A 17217-nucleotide genomic window follows, 5' to 3' on the forward strand; every position below is an offset into this window, starting at 1 on the left:
CGTTAGAATAAGGCTCTGTCTTTGTCATATCTACGGACAGCGTAGTTCACGATCATGATCGTCGCGAATCCAAGCACGGATTGGAAGACGCCTGCTGCTGCCGACATGCTTATATCATTCGATGTAATCAACGATCTAAATACGAACGTATCGATAACGTCTGTCGTCGAGAATAACAAGCCGTTATTGCCGACCATGTTATAGAACATCCCGAAATCGCCGCGGAAAATGTTGCCTACTGCCAAAAGCACCAGAATGATAACCGTCGGATAAAGATTCGGAATCGTTACTTTCATAATCCGTTGGAAAATGTTTGCGCCATCGATCTCGGCTGCTTCATACATTTCGGTATCAATGCTCGTAATTGCGGCCAAGTACATAACCGTTCCGTATCCGAGACCTTTCCATGCGGAAACGAGAACCAAGATATACGGCCAGTAAGCAGGCGTATTGTAAATATCAACAGGCTCCATTCCCATGCCTCTAAGCATGGCATTCAGAGTGCCGATATCATAATTCAACAAGTTATAAGCAACCGCGCCTACAACTACCCATGAAATAAAGTAAGGCAGGAACAGCGCCGATTGCGTAAGCTTCCGGAACCACTTGCCGCCGACTTCAAACAACATGATCGCCGCAAAAATTTGCAGTGCGTTGTTTACGACGATAAACGCTATGTTGTATAACGCCGTATTTCGCGTTACCCGCCAAGCGTCTCCCGATTCAAAGAAAAAGCGGAAGTTGTCAAATCCGTTCCAAGCGCTTCCAAATATGCCCCCGGCGTAATCATAATGCTTGAAAGCAATAATGATACCCGCCATCGGGATATAAGCAAATAGTAGAAAGAATGCAGCGGCTGGCGCCAGCATCAGTAACAGTATTTTATATTTTTTCAAATCGCTCCAAAATGTATGCTTATTCATAGTTGCTCTCCTCTCTTCTCTATATGGCTCATTATAAAACGATGGGTGGAGCGAAATAATTCAGCCAAACAACTAAACATAATACTAATTCAACGATTCGAACAAAAAAATAAACTCATGTTCCATTTAGGAACATGAGTTTATCCACTATGCTACGTTTCATTGTCTTCCCGAATTTCCGCATTATCAACCGGTAGAATGATTTGAACGGTCGTTCCCGCTCCAAAATAGCTGCCGATATGAATGCCAAAATCATTGCCGTACCTCAGCTTAATTCGTTCTTCCACGTTCTTCAGGCCGTAGCTGTCGGAATGCAAGGAGCTTGAGCGCATGTTTTTTAATGTATCGGCCCGCATGCCGATTCCGTTATCAATGACCTTGAGTTCAATGCGGTCGCCAAGCCGCTTTCCTGTAATACGGATCGCAATGGCGCTCCCGAACCAGGCATGCTTGAATATGTTTTCCACGAACGGCTGCAAAATCAACTTAATGATAGGGACATGCAAAATGTCAGGATCCACATCGATATAAACCTTGAAGGCATCCGCATACTTCACTCTTTGGATTTCAAGATACTGCTTCACTTGTTCTAACTCATTTTCAAGCGAAATATACACATTTCCTTGGTTTAACGTCAGCCGATAAAACTTGGAGAGGCCTTGCACCATATTCGTAACCTTCTCGACTTCCCCCAAATTCGCCAAGCTGCCGATCGTCGACAGCGTATTGTACAGAAAATGCGGATTAATCTGGGCTTGAAGCACATCGAGCTCCGCTTGCTTCTTCTGAATGCCCTGCTCGTAGACGTTTCGGATCAGCTCTTGGAGGCTGGCCGCCATCTGATTGAAGGCATTGGCAATATAGACGAACTCATCGTTCCCCGCGAATCCAATCCTTTTGTAAAAGTTGCCTTCCTGAAACGATCGTACCAAGGAAATGATACGCTTGATTTTTTTGCCGGAAATACGGGCAACGAGGAAGCCAATAAAAGCCATGACTAAGAAGCTGATCATGCAGACGGTTCCGATCACCTGCTGCATTCGGCTCGCGTCTTTATTTAAATAACTGTTCGGTACCCGCGCCTTGATGACATAGCCCGTTAACGAAATGTCCTCGCTAATGTTCAAGTAAGAACCTTGCTTCGCCTTTTCGTTCATAACGCCTTGTTCATAGATGGCTAGTCCCGTTGAGCTTTCAATCAAACGAAGATCCATGCCCTGTTCAATCGGAAAGGAGCTAAAATCGCCGAACAACTCGTCAATCCGCGCCGTAACGCGAATATAACCGATAACGGCGGTAGCTGCGTTGGATGAAATGAGCTTTCGAAAATAAGAGATGTTGCCCAGCTCGCTATCGGTATCCACTTGCAGCCACACTTTGTCTTGGTTGTTCGTGACAATCGATTGAAACCATTCCGTATTTTCTATGGCATGATGAGAAAGGACGTAATAATCACTTCTGCCGATGGGCGTCGACATGTCGTCGCCGTCAATTTCAAGCATCGTTTCATTGACGGTATAGAGCACTAATCTCAGCTTGTTCCCATACAATTGCAAAGGCGCTTTCATGTAAGGAACGATATTATCGCGCATTTCGAGCATGTTTTCCAAAGGCTCGCCCCTGAACTGAAGAGCGTTCTGAAAGGTCGTACTGTTATACAGCGAGTTGGCCATTCGCACGATTTCATCCGTTTGGTATTCGAGGTTGTTCCTTGTCTGCTTCAGAGACGTCCGAACATTCGTTTCCGCCATTTCCGTCCTGGAATCAACGAGCATCGTATATGCGATGTAACCGATCACCAAATCGGTCAGCAATACGAGAATGAGATAAGGAATCATCATCTTATAGGTGAACGGGATATACTTTTTACTGGACAACAGCCTCTCCATGATCATGCTCCCTTGTAACTGCGTCAATGATTTTGAATCCATTCTACATGGAAAAGAAAAGGGCTACTAGCTTTTCCTTCATTATTTCCGTTCTCATGCAAAATAAAAAGCACCCGAGCGGGTGCTTCATTCTATCTTGTCTCATCCGTTTCACTGCCGATCATGCAGCAGCTTACCGGCATTTCGCGCTGCCTGCCTAAGAATGTCCTCTGGGCTAAATGGTTTTTGCAAGACCTGCACAACGTCGCCGCGATGAACAGTTTCCGGAATTTCATTGGACTCCTCAATGGATTCGTTCCGAAGATCATCCCATTGTATAGCTGCTTCCTCGATTGCAGACGTTGCCGCTGCCTCTTGTTGCCCGAGAATATGCCCGATTAGAATGTCCATAATCCCCTGACTGAAGATGCCTTCCGCCTTTAAGCGGTTCAAATAGCGAATGACCTCCGGCGGCGTATCCGTCGGTATGTATAACGTAACATCCTTCCCAGGCGCCACCATGACCATCGAACGTCTTTTTTTCAACCCTTCTCGCTCCCGTTTTGATCTTCAGCCGCCGCTTCGTCCCGTGCAGCCGCAGCACTCTCACCCGCTCCCAGGGCATGAGACAACAGGAAGAAGGTTCCTCGCACGTTGCGGAGCTGGCTAACTTCCGATTGATCGAATCGAATCGGCAATCCCAACTCTGCATTAAGCTTCTCGATCCATGGCTGCAGAACGACGGATCCCCCTCCGATAAACCAAAATTCATTCGCGTACCGGGCATGCTTCCAAGCGTTGCGAGCATACTTTAACACCTTTTCCGCCAAAATACGCATATGTCGGTTAACAAGCTCCGTCATATCAAAGGCCACTTTGCCTTCCGCATAGATCGCATATTCTTTGTTCACCAGCATTAAGGTCAGTTCGGCCGTGCTCGAAATCAGTTCTTCCCCTTGCGCGTTGACCTCGTTGCGGATATTTTCCAGCGCGTTGTTCAGATAAATCTTGGCACCCGTCGAATAGCGCTGATCGAGATCGAGTCCCGGCCGGAAAAAAGCGATATCCATATCCACTCCTCCGACGTCGGCTATGCCGAACCCTTTCATCGATAGATGGGCCTTGGATGAAGCTTCCATATCATAAACTCCGGATACGTCATCGATGCTAATGTCGCTCGGCAGCATCATCTCCATCTCAACCGTTACCCCCTTGAATATCGGTGTGGTGATGAATGTTACACTATGCACGCCTGCCGTAATTTTATCCGCATATTCCTCGCGAAACTTCGCGATTTCTTGAATGGGCAACCCTGTACCCAAGTTGACCTTGGCCTTGATTCGATTTTTGCCCCGCCTAATGTCATCCTCATGCTTACTCGCAACTGCGTAGGCCGCAGCCGTCAACAAGGTCACCATTGTCTCCTGCCGCTGCGCTTTTTTCTGCACCGCCTTATCCCCGATGATCTCATGTACAATCCCTCCATCGCCGATGGCCAAATTGCCGACATAGACATGGCGGTACTGGTCTGTCTGGACTGCCGGAGAGACGATCTGCACGTCTAGAAAATCAAGCGGATCTCCTTGATCCATTAATAAATATCGTTCACCGAAAGGCTGCGCTACGACATTGGGAAAAATAAACTGATTGCTCAAGTCGTCATAAATACCTTTAATGTGACTGCTTCCGTTATCGATTGCTAATACGATGGTGGTGGTAAGACTATCCGGTTTCGCCATACTATCGATCTCCCCCAACCTTATGATATATATAATAAGTTCGTAGACGAGGTGGATTTTATGGGTAATATTAGAAAATCTTCATTTAGAGGGTTTCAATTCGCGGGCGTGAATAAAATTTAGGCTTTAAACAGTAAAGTTTAAACTTTACCTTTTAAACTTTACTGTTTAGACTTTGACATTTAACCTTTAAGATTTTTGCAAAAAAGCCGCAAGCTAACGCCTTCCGAACGGCGTCCTGCTTACGGCTTATACTATAGCTTTAACCCTTCCATTCCGTTACGTTGAAGTTAGTCGTTCAGCGTAATCTCAACTACGGTATTGCGCTCGTCCGGGAGCGGATACGTGTAATGCTCGGGCCGCGCGAAATTGAAGAACGCGTCATTCATATAAAGACTGGCGTTCCATGGGCGCGTGACAAACAGCTCCGAGCCATCCGCCAGCAGCCTCGCGCTCTTCACACGGTCTCCTAGACCGGCCAGGTTAACGGGACCCACGCTTTCTTCAAGCAAATGCGCATACAGCTTATTGCCTTTGCGCGTATACCGTCCCCACTCCGGCTTAGGCAGGCTGGCCTCGCCGCAGCCGTAAATGCTGTCGCCATTCTTGCGCAGCCATTCGCCGACCTCCTCCAGCACATCCAGCGACTTCCGCGGAATTTCACCCTTCGCGTCAGGCCCAACGTTCAACAGCAGATTGCCATTCTTGCTGACGCATTCGGTCAGCTTACGGATGACCGTCTTGGCGCTCTTGTAAGTGAGATCGGTCGCGCCGTAGCCCCAGTTGTTGTTCAGCGTAATGCATGCTTCCCAAGGAATAGAGTTTCCTTCATTGTCCGTAATGCCTTGCGGAGGAATAATCTGCTCCGGCGAAGCGAAATCGCCCGAGTAGATGCTCGGATTGTTCGTATAGATCGAACCGCCTTCTTCACCGCTGGCATCCAGACGGTTATCGATAATGATATGCGGCTGGATGGAACGAATCGTTTCCATCAGATCGGTCGCCCGCCACTTCTCGCCCCTCATATCGTCATAAGAGAAATCGAACCACATGATATCAAGCTTGCCGTAATCGGTCAGCAGCTCGCGTACTTGCCCGTGCATATAGTCGAGGTAAACGCCGAACCGCGCAGGATCGCGCCTGTACGCTTCATTGTCGCGCATCGGGTGAATCCGATCGCCGTAAGCCGGATAATCGGGATGATACCAGTCCAGCAGCGAATAGTACAACCCTACCTTCAGCCCTTCCTCGCGGAAAGCGTCAAGGAACTCCCTCACCAGGTCACGGCCGCAGGTCGTGTTGGTCGACTTGTAATCGGTGAGCTTGCTGTCGAACAGACAGAAGCCGTCATGATGCTTAGCCGTCAGAACCGCGTATTTCATGCCCGCCGCCTTCGCTGCTTTGGCCCAAGCCTTCGGATCGTATCGTTCGGGATTGAATTCGTCAAAATATTTCTGGTAATCTTCGTTGGTAATGCGCTCGGCGTTGCGAACCCACTCCCCGCGAGCGGGAATGGCGTATAATCCCCAGTGGATGAACATGCCGAAGCGGTCCTTAAGGAACCATTCGGTACGCTCGGTTCGTTGCTGAATGAAAGATTGGCTCATAGTGGTTAGCGCCTCCATACATCGAATATAAGCTTAGTCTATCAACGATTTGTGATAAGCTATAGACAATAGATTAGCTTGTATGGGGATTAAATTAACTACTTCGAGGTGTCGGAATGCCGCAGCAATCCAATTTCGCGCTGCTCAGCGAGATGCTCCAGCAGCTGCAAGTCAGTCTGGTCGAGGCGTATTATACGGAATGCACGCCGCAATGGCGCGAGCTGGATTATGTGCCGTCCTACAACAAGTTTTATTTCATCTGTGACGGAGAAGGCCGGCTCGAGATCGATGGTCAAGCGTACAGCCCGGTTGCCGGCCAATTATGCCATATGCCTGCGCATGTCCGGCAGTCTTATTCCGCGGTGAGCGATCGGCCGTACAAAAAATATTGGTGCCATTTCACGGCGACGATGGGCGGACTCGATCTGTTCCAATGGGTGGACGTGCCTCATTTATTGACGGTGCCCCCGGACCGGAGGGACGAGCTGTCTGCCTTGTTCGGGGAACTGGCAGCGCTCCATGGCGATAGCGGATGGCTGGCGCGCGTTCGCGAGAAGGCGGTGCTGCTGGAGATTATCGCCTTCTTCTTGTTGGAGTCAAATCCGCAGCTACGTATTGTGCCGGGACGCCGTGATGAAATCGAACGGCTCCGGCAAATCGAGGCGTTCATCGAGGCCAACCTATCCGAAGCGTTGACGCTGGACCAAATCTCGAAGCATGTCCATTTGCATCCGAATTATCTTGTACGTTATTTCAACAAACATTTTGCCGTATCACCGCTGAAATATTTGAACCGCAAACGGATGCAGCACGCCAGAACACTGCTCGGCACAACCCGCTTAAGCATCAAGGAGGTGGCCGAGAAGGTGGGTTTTCCGGATACGAATCATTTCGCCAAAGCTTTCCGAAAGGAAATGAGCTGCTCGCCAACCGAGTATCGCATGCGGCTGACCGAGCAGGGCCGGAGACCGACCTGACCACCGTCTAACTTTCCGACAAAATTGTCTTGATATACCCCGTTAATGCTGTGGCCGCATGTTGATGGGCTAATAGGCCTGGGTGGTTTCTTGCACCTACCGTTTCATCCGTCATAATCGGAAGCTGGAACACCGACACCTTGCGGTCTCCCGTTTTCTTAACGTAGGAATCTACAGTGCGGCAGATTGCCGGCATCATTGGTATGCCTAACATCCCGTATGCCCAAACGATATGCGCATGATTATTATATTTTCTAAGTTTAACGAGGAAGTGCTCGGCAGCCCGTTCAAAGGCCATAATGTCCTCTTCCATGTAGCTGCCGTCCTCGTTTAGCCGCTGTTTGAACGTTTCTCCCGTAGACTCGTCCCGCCATTCCGGCGAACGAAAAGCCCCGCCATCATTTGTTCCTAGATTGACGACCACGACATCCGGCTGCCAAGCATCGAAATCATTTTTCTCAAATGCGCCCAGCGCTTCATTTTTTGCTCCGGTAAGAAGTCCGCAAACCTGTTCATAATAGTCAGGGATATTCGCTCGCGGATTGTTATCCCAACTTGACAGCACGCCCCATCCGCTTTGAGAAAGGATTCGATATTCGGCGTTTAAAGCTTCCGCGGTAACCGTGCTGTAATTGTGGATTGCGCTGAACCACATCGGAATCCAGTCGCTTTCCGCTTTCGCCCCAATAGCTCCTTCTCCTGAAGTGATGCTGTCTCCAATAAACTCAAGCTTATAGGGCTTATTCTCGACAGGCAAAAATTCGCCGTCGCTCCTCACGGCATGGATCTGCATCGAGCAGCCCGGATCTGCGCTCATCGCCTGCACGTCTTTAACGACGCGCACATTCTTTGAAGCGCTTTCATTCATGCCTCTGAATAAGCACACCCAGTACCTTCCTGCGGTTAACATTTGTCTGCTTACGGGAACACCGTTAATTAAGATGCTTATCCAAGGCTCGTAATGATTATAGTCAACCTCGACATCAATCCATAGCTCAGAGCCTGTTGCATTTAGTTCAATCCCGCTTCCCGTCCAGAATAACGTTAAGGGAGCGACATTTCCCGTTGTTCGGCCATGAACCTTTAAATGATCGATATCCGATAGAGCGTGTACCTTTAGTTGTGTGTTTTCCATCATTGATTTTTCCTTTCTATTTGTTCTCTCCGCTTAGTTTAACAGGATTTACCACGGAGTAAATAGTTCCGATGTAAAAGAAAAGACACCCGATCGGGTGTCTTTATCTTGTTAGAGGCTTGTTAGCCAGGCAGCCAGCTCTTCCGTCTGACTAAGAATAGCAATCGGATCCCAGTAGTTGGAACGATCGCTTGTCCATAAAAAAACATGATCGTTTTTGACTGCAGGAAGCGTGCCCCAGATCGGGTCGGCCTTGAATTGATCCAACGTTTTGGAATCGGAGGTCAGAATAATATAATCTCCCGCATACTTCGGCAATACTTCCGCAGAGATGGAAGCCCAGCCCGGGTCGGCCATCTCGGCAGCGATTTCGGCGGGAGGCTTGAATCCGAATCCATTATATATCGGCTGACCGCCCTTGCCGAAGTCCGTTCCAACGGCCATGATGTCTTTATCACTTGTTTCAATAACCGAAAACGTACTTTCTGCTGGAATAACCTTTAATACGTTCTCCTTGGCAGTTGCGATACGGCTGTCGTACTCGGCGAGCCAGTCTTTCGCCTTGTCTTCTTGGCCAAGCAGCTCGCCGAAATAAGCGACCTCCTCGTGTACCGTTTTTAAAGAAGCGTACGGAATGACGACAGTAGGGGCAATTTTCGCCATCTGTTCATTCAGCTCCGGATAGAAATCATCCATAATAATCAAATCCGGTTCAAGCGACAAGATTTTCTCTACGTTGCCATTGCCTTCCCCTATATTCTCAACGTCTTTCAAATATTGATTGAAATAAGGATTTTTAATATGATGGTCGGATGTTCCGATAGGCGTAATGCCAAGCGCAATCAAGCTGCCCAGATATTCTCCTGCCACAATTCGTTTGGGCTGAGTGGGCACTTCTACATCACCGTTAACCGTTTTAACGACTTTGGTCTGCGGCTGCTCTGAAGCGGCCGGCGTATCGCTTGGACTAGGCGGCTGTGATGCTGCTGTCTCCGAATTGCCATTCGTGCCGCATGCGCTTAGCAATAGAACGATACTTAACAATGCCGATGCCAGCGCAGCCCTTGAATGTTTAAACATGAATAAATCTTCCTCTCCGTTACCATTATACTGATAATGATTATCAATAATATCAGTATAGTTAACTGGTTCTTGGAGGACAATGGAGGATTCCATGGTTATGGAAGGACAATCTTCTAGTTTCTTCTTCTCGGCATACACGTCTCTATAGCGTATGGGGGACACGCCTTTGTGCTTTTTGAACAGTCTGCTCAAATAGCTCGGGTCTTGATAGCCGACGCCAACTGCTATCTCCTTCAGCGTAGCATCCGTTTCAAGCAGCAGTGAAGCAGCTTTATCGATGCGCACCTTGATCAAATAGTCAATCGGACTAAGTCCTGTGCGGACCTTGAAATAGGAAGATAAATGGGCAACGCTGTAGTTCAGACTTTCAGATAGTGAATCCAGCGATATGGGATCCGCATAATGTTTATGGATGATGGCGGCGATCTGGGCGGCCAGATCACGCTTAACCAAGCCTAAACCTTGAGCCTTCATTTGATGTAGCAGCTCATGAACAAACTGATAGAGTAAAGTTCGAACGCGCAAACGAACAAGCGGCTGCTGTTTGTTCCATTCCTTTAGCATTTCGCTCATTGTACGGTGCAGTTCAATTGGATTGTCCGGCATCATACTGTATGAATGATCAAAGAGGCGACCCTGCTCGAATAGCGCGGTGAGCTCTGTTGGTACTGGCGGATGAATACTGCCTTTATAATAAACGCTATAGTAATCCAGGCCCTCGCTGCCCGCGACCAGGTCGAGAACAGCGCCTTTACCTGCATGAAGCACTGTAAAGCGCTGCATGCGATGAAATTCCGTTCCCAGATTAACGGTGGCATTCCCTCGAATCGACATAAGAAACAGACTTGAGGGGACATGATAGGAGCGTATGGATTCGCCTGCTTTAACCGTGATACGACGAATATCTATGACTTTGCAGTTCACATGATTCCATAGAGCAATCAAATCATCGATGTTCATGCCACGCCCCCCCGCTCTGCCCTTAGCATTTCGCCTTACTTACGGTAAGGCTCTCTGTATCACTATAACAGTTAAAGGCAAGGCTATCCATTTAGCAAGACCTATTCGTCAGACCGTTATACGCCTAATCCCTTACCGCCCACGGGACGAAGTCGAACCGGCTCGACACCTGCGATTAAAGGCCGCGCGCGTTGAATAACGGCTAGCACTTCTTCGTTCTTGAGAGAGTCGGCATGAGCTTCAGCGTCGCGCCACAGCTCAGTGACCCAGATCGCATCGGGATCATCTACGGATTCATTGATAATATAGAGCTCGCAGCCCTCCATATGATCGAGGCTACTCGAAGCTTTCAACAATAATGCTACGAGTTCGTCCCGTTTCCCAGGGTGAGCCGTTAATTTTCCGAGCAAAGTAAACTTGTTCATCTCACTTCTTCATCCTTTCTTATCTTCTATTTTTATTTGCATCGCTTCGTAGTGCTTAAACATCTCTAGGCTGACATCCGCCATCCTATTGATTAACATTTGCGGCTCAAGTATCTCCAGAGACCTCCCGTACGGAAGAAGAAAGTACGGCACGTATGTCTTCAGCGACAGCTCCCCTAGCTTAAAGAGGGCTTCGCCGGGCTGTCTGCGTTCAATTAGCGCATGCCCGAATAGCCAATGCTTGCATAACTCGTTAAGCGCGTGTTCGTGTCCCTGTAGCCTTACCATGACTAGCGTTTCGGCGTCGAGCGAATCCGGGAGCAAAGAACGCAAGAGGAAATCCCTCGCGGAAAAGACGGCCGGACGTTCAAAGCGGGTATCCGTCGCTTCCAGACGAACGATCCGATCCACGCGGAAGCTGCGGATCTCTTGACGTAGACGGCAAAATCCAACAACATACCATAACCCTTTCCAATGCACGATGCCATAGGAATCGATGACTCGATTGCTGGGACTAAGCTCAGGTCCCTTGGCATAGTCCATATTCAAGGACTCTCCTCGGGCTGCAGCCTCCTCTAACCGTTGAAGCAACTCAAGCTCTCTCGAGTCCGTAGGTGTCTGGATGACGGCAAGCCCATCACTATGCCTGTTAATCCATTCGAGCTGCTCCTCATTGGTGTATCGCTTCAGCTTATCGACCGCTCGGGTTAGCGCGTCCGTGAACGGATAACCCGCTTCCCGGGCGAATATGGACGCGTGCACGAGCGCCTTCTGCTCTTCGTTATCGAAGAGCAGCGGGGAATCGACAAATTCGCCCAGCAGCCGGTAACCTCCGTTCGGGCCGGAGTCGGCAATAATCGGGGCTCCGCTCGCGCATAGTGAATCAATGCATCGGTATACGGTGCGAACATGAATCTCCAAATTGTCCGCCAGCTGTTGCGCCGTCACTCGCTTTCCCGAGCGAAGCAGCCATAGAATGGACAGCATATTATCCGCTTTGGACATGCCGTTCTTCACTCCCTAAGACGTTTTTTAATACAAAGATATAACCTGTCTCTTCCAATAATTTCATTGTAATGAATTTAGATTAAAGGAGCTATCCCTTTCTCGATCCAAGAATCGTAAGTCGGGCCGTAGACATCAGGCAATTGAAGACCGGCCTGGCGCATGAGAACGGTCATTTGTCCGCGATGATGCGCTTGGTGCATGATCGTATAACGAAGGGAGCTTCCGTTAGGCCAAGCTTCCTCGTAAATCATAACCGATTCGCGTAACGTTTCGTCATTCCACTGCGTTCGAACCGCATGCAGCAGATCCTTGCTAATCCGCCGATACTCCGAGGCTATAAGCGCAGCGGAAGCCGGAGCCTCTTCGCCTCCGGAGGGAGCATCGAACTCCAGCCCCAACGTTGTCATGAAGTGCAGCGAACGAACCAGATGCCAGGCGATTTGTCCGAGCGTGCGTCGACCTTCAATAACCTCCTGTCCAAGACAATCATCGGTAAGTACATTCAGCACGCTAGCTGTCAAATCGGCCTCGCTAGTCCACTCCTCTGCAAAATCTTCAATTCTTATAAACATTTTCTTTTCCTCCATTCCATTATTAGCCTGAGCACTACAAGCATACAAAAAAACCACTGACAGCTACGGTCAGTGGTTTTTTGCTTAACAAAACAAATGTTGAAGCGCATTTCGGTTCAGGGGGCATCGCTTATTTATCTTTAATCAACGCCTTATAGGTTTTTAATTTAGTTTGAGCGCGTCGATACATCATATAGTCAAATAGGTTTGCTATACATATAATGCCAAGAACGGTCAACAATACGGGTATGAACTGCGCCTTGTTCTCTACTTCATCACTTGTGATCATCATTAAGGATCCCATAATGAATGTCGCAACGATTAATGCAATCAAGTTGTTGATAAAGAAGTAGGTTCGGACTTTCGCCATGCTAATGGGGAGTATGGAGGTCGCCCACTCTGTGATAAAACCAATAATAAAACCTATGCTTCCGCTAGCCAATACCGCCAAAACTTTATAATAGAAAAGCACATCCGCACGGTCATAAAACAGCAGTATACCGCCGATGAAGAGACCAAGAAAAAAGGACTTTATAATATTTTCTAAATTAATTTTCTCCATCTTGGTTCTCCTATATTTTGAGTGTGTTTCTAAGCTTTTTCGAGAACATCTTCGATACTTCCAGCTCTGCGTTATTATCCATTCGAAGAACGTATCTGGAGTTAAACCAAGGGATAATTTCTTTGACGTGCAGCAAATTAATGAGCTGTGATTTGTTGATTCGTATGAATCCTTTCACTGCCCACATGTTCTCATAATACTGCAACGTTTCCTTGATACTGTAACGATTAGACCTTGTATAGGCCATCAGACCATCAGCGCCCGCTTCTACATATAAAACATCCCGTGGTTCTATAACCGCATATTTATTTTCACTAAAGCCAGTAAGAGTATTCGTCAAATGGATATCTTCTCGAATGCCGGAGACCAATAGTTTAACAACATCCATATAATCAATGGCATCGAAAACAACACAAGTCTTTCCGCTCGGTATATCATATCCTTGTTCAACGAGCACCAAATCACTGTCCTCGATAATGTCAATTTGGTATTTGGATAACTCTTGTTTCAACTTTTCATACACTTTATTTGAACACAATAGTTGAACCATCCTGTGTCTCCTAATGACAGCTTTTGAATTGTTTACTCAACTATCATCCTATCATAAATCATTCTTATTTTTACCAATTCTTCTATACCTTTTTGCGCAAAATCAAGCGAGCCAAAATTAGCAATAAAAAAGGTATCCTTTTCTTTGTCGTATAATACATACGTTCCTGTAGCTCCGACACCGCCATACACATCTGTCATTGTGCCTAGCAGAAATGATAACTCGCTAAAGTCGAAATACATCATGCCCATACCGTAATAAATACCCTTTTCATAACGATGATTGAAGTCAGTCATCTGTCCGTACGCTTCATCAGACAGTAAATCGCCATTTTCTAAAGCCTTCATGAACACTAACAGATCATCCATAGTGGTTACGACACCGCCGCCTGCCCAGTCAACCGACAATGCGTTCTTCTCGCTTAAGTCAATATCATCCAAATAAATCCCAAGTATATCAGCCGGCTCTTCCTGATAAAACATTAAATAGCTATCATTCATGCCCAAAGGCTCAAATAGGGTTTCTTCTAAAATGGCCGAATAAGGTTTACCCTCGATTGTCTCCAAGATAAGTCCAAGCAGAATATAGCCCGTATCCGAATAATAAAATTGTTGTCCCGGTTGTCCGACAGGCTCCTGGTTTTCTCTAGTGAACGCAATCAAATCTATTGGAGCAAATGAAAGATCAGGATTAGATCTTATCATTTCCAAGATAGGTTTCCCGCTTCTGACCGGACCTTCGAAATAATCGCCAACGCCTGATGTATGACTCAGCATGTGTCTCAATGTTACCTGATTGCTGTAATCTATGCCGTCTATCACAAATAATCCGTTAAGGATGTCATCACCCAGCCAAGTACTGATTTTATCGTCATAGTTGATTTTCCCATCATCAACCAGCATGCCATAGACGGCAGCTAACATCGTTTTGCCGACGCTCGCTGAATGATACTGACTATCGGCTTGAACGGGCTGATCCGAGCCGTGATTTTTCGTGCCTACGGCAAATTGTTCCGAGTAGCCCGTTTGACCGGAGGAAATGGTCAATAATACGCTGGATAACGAGTCGTTTTTCTCCAGTACTTTCGTTAAGTGCTTCTCGATTTTTTCATTAACGGCCTCTTTGGATATCGGCCTATTCATAATGGCTAATACACCAAACCCAATTGCAACCAAGAGGACTACACTAACCAATACTCTAATGGCTATCTTCATATGGACCACCTTTCGCTTCATGTACTTTTCATACACTAATCTAATCGGTGAGTTAAGATTTAGAAACGCTTTTACTCTAAGCGGTCGTAATTGAAGGGTAAGACGGCTTTTTAGTGGTCTAAACCTGTGTCGCAGCTGAATAATAAACCAAGTACCTTGATCAAGATGGCTTTCCACTTCCCTAAAGCAAATATCGGGTCATCTCAAACAACTGTTGCGCATTTTTCGAATCGAAGGACTTTAACGACAAATCAACGGGCTTCGTTCGATCCCAGGCGATAAGCGGTTGTGAAGGCGGATTATCCATCAGCTTAATTATGGGCTGAATACTTCTCTCTACAGGCTGGGAGAACAGCTTAGCCATTATTTTCATGAGAGCCCGCAATGGCTGTTTCACATAGTTCGTTCCACTGTCGGTATAGCCGGGATGATTGAGAATAAATCGTGTCTTGCCGCTTTGGTGATTGTCCGCATAGGAGACACCAAGCAGATCATTCGCCCGACCTCCCTGAAGCATCGATTTAACCATCCCGAAACCGTTCTGCAAGGACAGATCGTTCCAGTGGATCTCCCCTTTGGTCATCCCGGTACCGCCAAGGCTTACGATAACAGGGTTCTCGCCTTTTTCCAGCAGATCCGACAACCCGTAGCTCAGTAAGAACCGGCTGACATAATAAAGCGAGAATGTGCCTTCGAAGCCATCTGACGTTACCACTCGCTTGGGAAATGGCCTTATCGCAGTAAGAATCAGTCCGTCTAGCGTTTCATACCGGTCCTTAATTTCATTTATGACGCGCTTATTTTCATCCACCGACATCAAGTCTGCTTGGATGAAAGAAGCATGATCAGCTGCTCCGAGCTGTGCCGCTTCTTCGAGAAATTGCTTTCCTCTGGTTGGCATGCTGCCAATTACAGTAACACGGTTGCCCTTACTGAGGTAATGCATAGCCAACCCTTTCCCCATTCCGCTTGTGCCGCCTGCTATGATTATATTTTTCATTGTAACTTGCTCCCACCCTTATAAACGACATGAATTGACTAAACAACTGTTGTTGTCTATCTTATTCTTAGACGAAACAGTCAGGCAATCATCAATCCTTCACATCTTTCGTATAAGCAACAGAAACAAGCAATTGTTGTTTTTCTCATCCTATTTCTTAATTAGGGAGCTGCTTTTGGGTGGATAAGTATGTAAATAAAAATGATCCAAGGGTGAAGAAAACCCGAAAATATTTGCAAGATGCCTTCAAGCAATTGCTATCCGAGAAGGATTTTCAAGACATTACGATTAACGACATCACCGCTCGAGCAGAAGTGAATCGGGCTACTTTTTATGGACACTTTCAGGATAAATATGAGCTTCTAGATGATACGCTCGATCGCTTGTTTAGTCAGACAATTAAAGAAATGATTCCCCCGAACAACGGAGATGATCCTTCATTCATTGTCCGTCATCTGATGCTGGCGCTTTGCCATTGGCATACCGAAACAGGAAAAAGTATGAATAGGCGGCTTACCTTATCTGCTTCCATTGAAGAAAAGACTAAACAACAGCTTTATGAAATTATATACCAGTGTTTGATTTCCATGGAGCAAGCGCAGAACCCGGATTTAAGAAGCGTTGAGATTAGAGCAACTCTAATAAGCTGGTCGATGTACGGCATCATTTCGCAATGGCACAGTAAGAAATCAAAGGAAACACCCGAGGCACTTGTAGACAAAGCTCTCCCGTTGATTATGACTGCAATTCATATATAAAAAATGAAAGATGACCTTCCGGAAACCCCAGAAGGCCATCTTTTTATGACAACAAAAAGCGCCAGGTCTTAACTTTCGTACAACCAAATCCCCGCTATCGTCATGACCGCCGGCAGCGCTTCTTCATCCACCGCCACCTGGTCATACCAGCCGCCCACGGCAAGGTTGAGCAACACATAAAAAGGCTCGTCGAAAGGCATAACGCCCGGCTCCTGTCGCCGCTCCGCGTAGCAATGTCCGTCGACCAGCCACCGGATTGACTCGGCATCCCATTCCAGCGCGTAATCGCGGAATTCGTTGATTGTTCCATTCTCGAGCCGGTAGGAGAACTCCTCGACGACTTTATGATCCCAATCCTTCCCGTAATGCAGCGTTCCGGATACTTGGCCGGGCAGACGGCCTTTGGCTTCCATGATATCGATCTCCCCGGATGCAGGCCATGGGCCGTAAGCCTGGTGCTGCGGAAGCAGCCAAATAGCTGGCCATAGCCCTTGACCGACAGGCAGCTTCGCCCGCACGACCAGCTTGCCGTAACAGTAGGAAAGATGATCCTTCGTATCCAACCGGGCCGAGGTATACGCAAATGACCGCCCGTCCGACTCAATGTCTTCTCGGCGCGCGCACAGGTTTAAGCCGTATTCATCAATATATAGGTTACTAGCGTGATTCGTATAAAACTGCTGTTCCCCGTTCCCCCACCCCGGCATGATCGGATTGCCGTCATTATCGAGCAGATCGTTGCCGAGACGAATATTCCATGCGCTTAAATCGGCATTGCCGTTCGCAAAATCTTGGTGCCATATTAACTTGTTCATCCTTTGCACACTCCTCCCATT

The 17217-nt window shown here is 47.4% G+C and carries 17 protein-coding genes; 2 read left to right on the forward strand and 15 right to left on the reverse strand.

The features are described from left to right. Positions 1–2: 2 nt before the first annotated feature. From AC0YN0_RS20565 to AC0YN0_RS20585, 5 genes are all read right to left on the reverse strand, one after another. Positions 3–923, reverse strand: coding sequence for an ABC transporter permease (locus tag AC0YN0_RS20565; protein ID WP_475822921.1), 921 nt, complete (start codon positions 921–923; stop codon positions 3–5). Positions 924–1075: 152 nt separating this feature from the next. Beyond that, positions 1076–2812: a sensor histidine kinase gene (locus AC0YN0_RS20570; RefSeq protein WP_475822922.1), complete on the reverse strand. Its 1737-nt coding sequence runs from the start codon at positions 2810–2812 to the stop codon at positions 1076–1078. 150 nt (positions 2813–2962) lie between these two features. Then, positions 2963–3337: a hypothetical protein gene (locus AC0YN0_RS20575; protein ID WP_475822923.1), complete on the reverse strand. Its 375-nt coding sequence runs from the start codon at positions 3335–3337 to the stop codon at positions 2963–2965. Continuing rightward, entirely contained in the window at positions 3334–4530 is a 1197-nt protein-coding gene (locus AC0YN0_RS20580) for an Alp7A family actin-like protein (protein WP_475822924.1), read from the reverse strand. The genes AC0YN0_RS20575 and AC0YN0_RS20580 overlap by 4 nt, the downstream gene beginning before the upstream one ends. A gap of 290 nt (positions 4531–4820) precedes the next feature. Beyond that, positions 4821–6137 (reverse strand): alpha-L-fucosidase, encoded by a 1317-nt coding sequence (locus tag AC0YN0_RS20585; protein WP_475822925.1) that lies wholly within the window; start codon positions 6135–6137, stop codon positions 4821–4823. Between the two features lie 116 nt (positions 6138–6253). Between AC0YN0_RS20585 and AC0YN0_RS20590 the strand changes: the two genes are divergently transcribed. Continuing rightward, entirely contained in the window at positions 6254–7114 is an 861-nt protein-coding gene (locus AC0YN0_RS20590) for an AraC family transcriptional regulator (protein WP_475822926.1), read from the forward strand. Between the two features lie 7 nt (positions 7115–7121). Here the strand turns inward: AC0YN0_RS20590 and AC0YN0_RS20595 are convergent, their stop codons facing one another. The 9 genes from AC0YN0_RS20595 to AC0YN0_RS20635 form a co-directional block, all read right to left on the reverse strand. After that, positions 7122–8252: an SGNH/GDSL hydrolase family protein gene (locus AC0YN0_RS20595; RefSeq protein WP_475822927.1), complete on the reverse strand. Its 1131-nt coding sequence runs from the start codon at positions 8250–8252 to the stop codon at positions 7122–7124. Positions 8253–8360: 108 nt separating this feature from the next. Continuing rightward, complete coding sequence (locus AC0YN0_RS20600; protein ID WP_475822928.1) at positions 8361–10292, reverse strand: AraC family transcriptional regulator; 1932 nt, start codon at positions 10290–10292, stop codon at positions 8361–8363. Between the two features lie 116 nt (positions 10293–10408). Continuing rightward, positions 10409–10717, reverse strand: a complete 309-nt coding sequence (locus AC0YN0_RS20605; protein WP_475822929.1) for a putative quinol monooxygenase — start codon at positions 10715–10717, stop codon at positions 10409–10411. A 9-nt stretch (positions 10718–10726) separates the two neighbouring features. Further along, the gene (locus AC0YN0_RS20610; RefSeq protein ID WP_475822930.1) at positions 10727–11722 is read right to left on the reverse strand and encodes a helix-turn-helix transcriptional regulator; all 996 of its coding nucleotides are present in this window, start codon (positions 11720–11722) and stop codon (positions 10727–10729) included. 77 nt (positions 11723–11799) lie between these two features. Then, positions 11800–12297, reverse strand: coding sequence for a DinB family protein (locus tag AC0YN0_RS20615; RefSeq protein WP_475822931.1), 498 nt, complete (start codon positions 12295–12297; stop codon positions 11800–11802). Between the two features lie 130 nt (positions 12298–12427). Next, positions 12428–12859 carry a hypothetical protein gene (locus tag AC0YN0_RS20620; RefSeq protein WP_475822932.1) on the reverse strand — a complete coding sequence of 144 codons (432 nt, stop codon included), beginning with the start codon at positions 12857–12859 and terminating at the stop codon, positions 12428–12430. Between the two features lie 10 nt (positions 12860–12869). Continuing rightward, on the reverse strand, positions 12870–13409 hold the full coding sequence (locus AC0YN0_RS20625) for a LytTR family DNA-binding domain-containing protein (protein WP_475822933.1): 540 nt from the start codon (positions 13407–13409) through the stop codon (positions 12870–12872). Between the two features lie 32 nt (positions 13410–13441). After that, entirely contained in the window at positions 13442–14623 is a 1182-nt protein-coding gene (locus tag AC0YN0_RS20630) for a serine hydrolase domain-containing protein (RefSeq protein WP_475822934.1), read from the reverse strand. 181 nt (positions 14624–14804) lie between these two features. Beyond that, positions 14805–15623 (reverse strand): SDR family NAD(P)-dependent oxidoreductase, encoded by an 819-nt coding sequence (locus AC0YN0_RS20635; RefSeq protein WP_475822935.1) that lies wholly within the window; start codon positions 15621–15623, stop codon positions 14805–14807. Between the two features lie 179 nt (positions 15624–15802). Here AC0YN0_RS20635 and AC0YN0_RS20640 point away from each other — a divergent pair, with 179 nt between their 5' ends. Next, the gene (locus tag AC0YN0_RS20640; protein ID WP_475822936.1) at positions 15803–16381 is read left to right on the forward strand and encodes a TetR/AcrR family transcriptional regulator; all 579 of its coding nucleotides are present in this window, start codon (positions 15803–15805) and stop codon (positions 16379–16381) included. A 68-nt stretch (positions 16382–16449) separates the two neighbouring features. Here AC0YN0_RS20640 and AC0YN0_RS20645 read toward each other — a convergent pair whose 3' ends face one another. Then, the gene (locus tag AC0YN0_RS20645) at positions 16450–17196 is read right to left on the reverse strand and encodes a glycoside hydrolase family 16 protein (protein ID WP_475822937.1); all 747 of its coding nucleotides are present in this window, start codon (positions 17194–17196) and stop codon (positions 16450–16452) included. Positions 17197–17217 lie beyond the last annotated feature (21 nt).

It is taken from the genome of Paenibacillus sp. J22P218, assembly GCF_056269195.1.

Bases quoted from the DNA above. Each gene is read 5' to 3' on its own strand.
- AC0YN0_RS20635 (WP_475822935.1), bottom strand. From the start codon at position 15,623: ATGAAAAATATAATCATAGCAGGCGGCACAAGCGGAATGGGGAAAGGG.
- AC0YN0_RS20600 (WP_475822928.1), bottom strand. From the start codon at position 10,292: ATGAACATCGATGATTTGATTGCTCTATGGAATCATGTGAACTGCAAA.
- AC0YN0_RS20570 (WP_475822922.1), bottom strand. From the start codon at position 2,812: ATGGAGAGGCTGTTGTCCAGTAAAAAGTATATCCCGTTCACCTATAAG.
- AC0YN0_RS20615 (WP_475822931.1), bottom strand. From the start codon at position 12,297: ATGTTTATAAGAATTGAAGATTTTGCAGAGGAGTGGACTAGCGAGGCC.
- AC0YN0_RS20590 (WP_475822926.1), top strand. From the start codon at position 6,254: ATGCCGCAGCAATCCAATTTCGCGCTGCTCAGCGAGATGCTCCAGCAG.
- AC0YN0_RS20610 (WP_475822930.1), bottom strand. From the start codon at position 11,722: ATGTCCAAAGCGGATAATATGCTGTCCATTCTATGGCTGCTTCGCTCG.
- AC0YN0_RS20625 (WP_475822933.1), bottom strand. From the start codon at position 13,409: ATGGTTCAACTATTGTGTTCAAATAAAGTGTATGAAAAGTTGAAACAA.
- AC0YN0_RS20630 (WP_475822934.1), bottom strand. From the start codon at position 14,623: ATGAAGATAGCCATTAGAGTATTGGTTAGTGTAGTCCTCTTGGTTGCA.
- AC0YN0_RS20585 (WP_475822925.1), bottom strand. From the start codon at position 6,137: ATGAGCCAATCTTTCATTCAGCAACGAACCGAGCGTACCGAATGGTTC.
- AC0YN0_RS20580 (WP_475822924.1), bottom strand. From the start codon at position 4,530: ATGGCGAAACCGGATAGTCTTACCACCACCATCGTATTAGCAATCGAT.
- AC0YN0_RS20645 (WP_475822937.1), bottom strand. From the start codon at position 17,196: ATGAACAAGTTAATATGGCACCAAGATTTTGCGAACGGCAATGCCGAT.
- AC0YN0_RS20620 (WP_475822932.1), bottom strand. From the start codon at position 12,859: ATGGAGAAAATTAATTTAGAAAATATTATAAAGTCCTTTTTTCTTGGT.
- AC0YN0_RS20595 (WP_475822927.1), bottom strand. From the start codon at position 8,252: ATGATGGAAAACACACAACTAAAGGTACACGCTCTATCGGATATCGAT.
- AC0YN0_RS20605 (WP_475822929.1), bottom strand. From the start codon at position 10,717: ATGAACAAGTTTACTTTGCTCGGAAAATTAACGGCTCACCCTGGGAAA.
- AC0YN0_RS20565 (WP_475822921.1), bottom strand. From the start codon at position 923: ATGAATAAGCATACATTTTGGAGCGATTTGAAAAAATATAAAATACTG.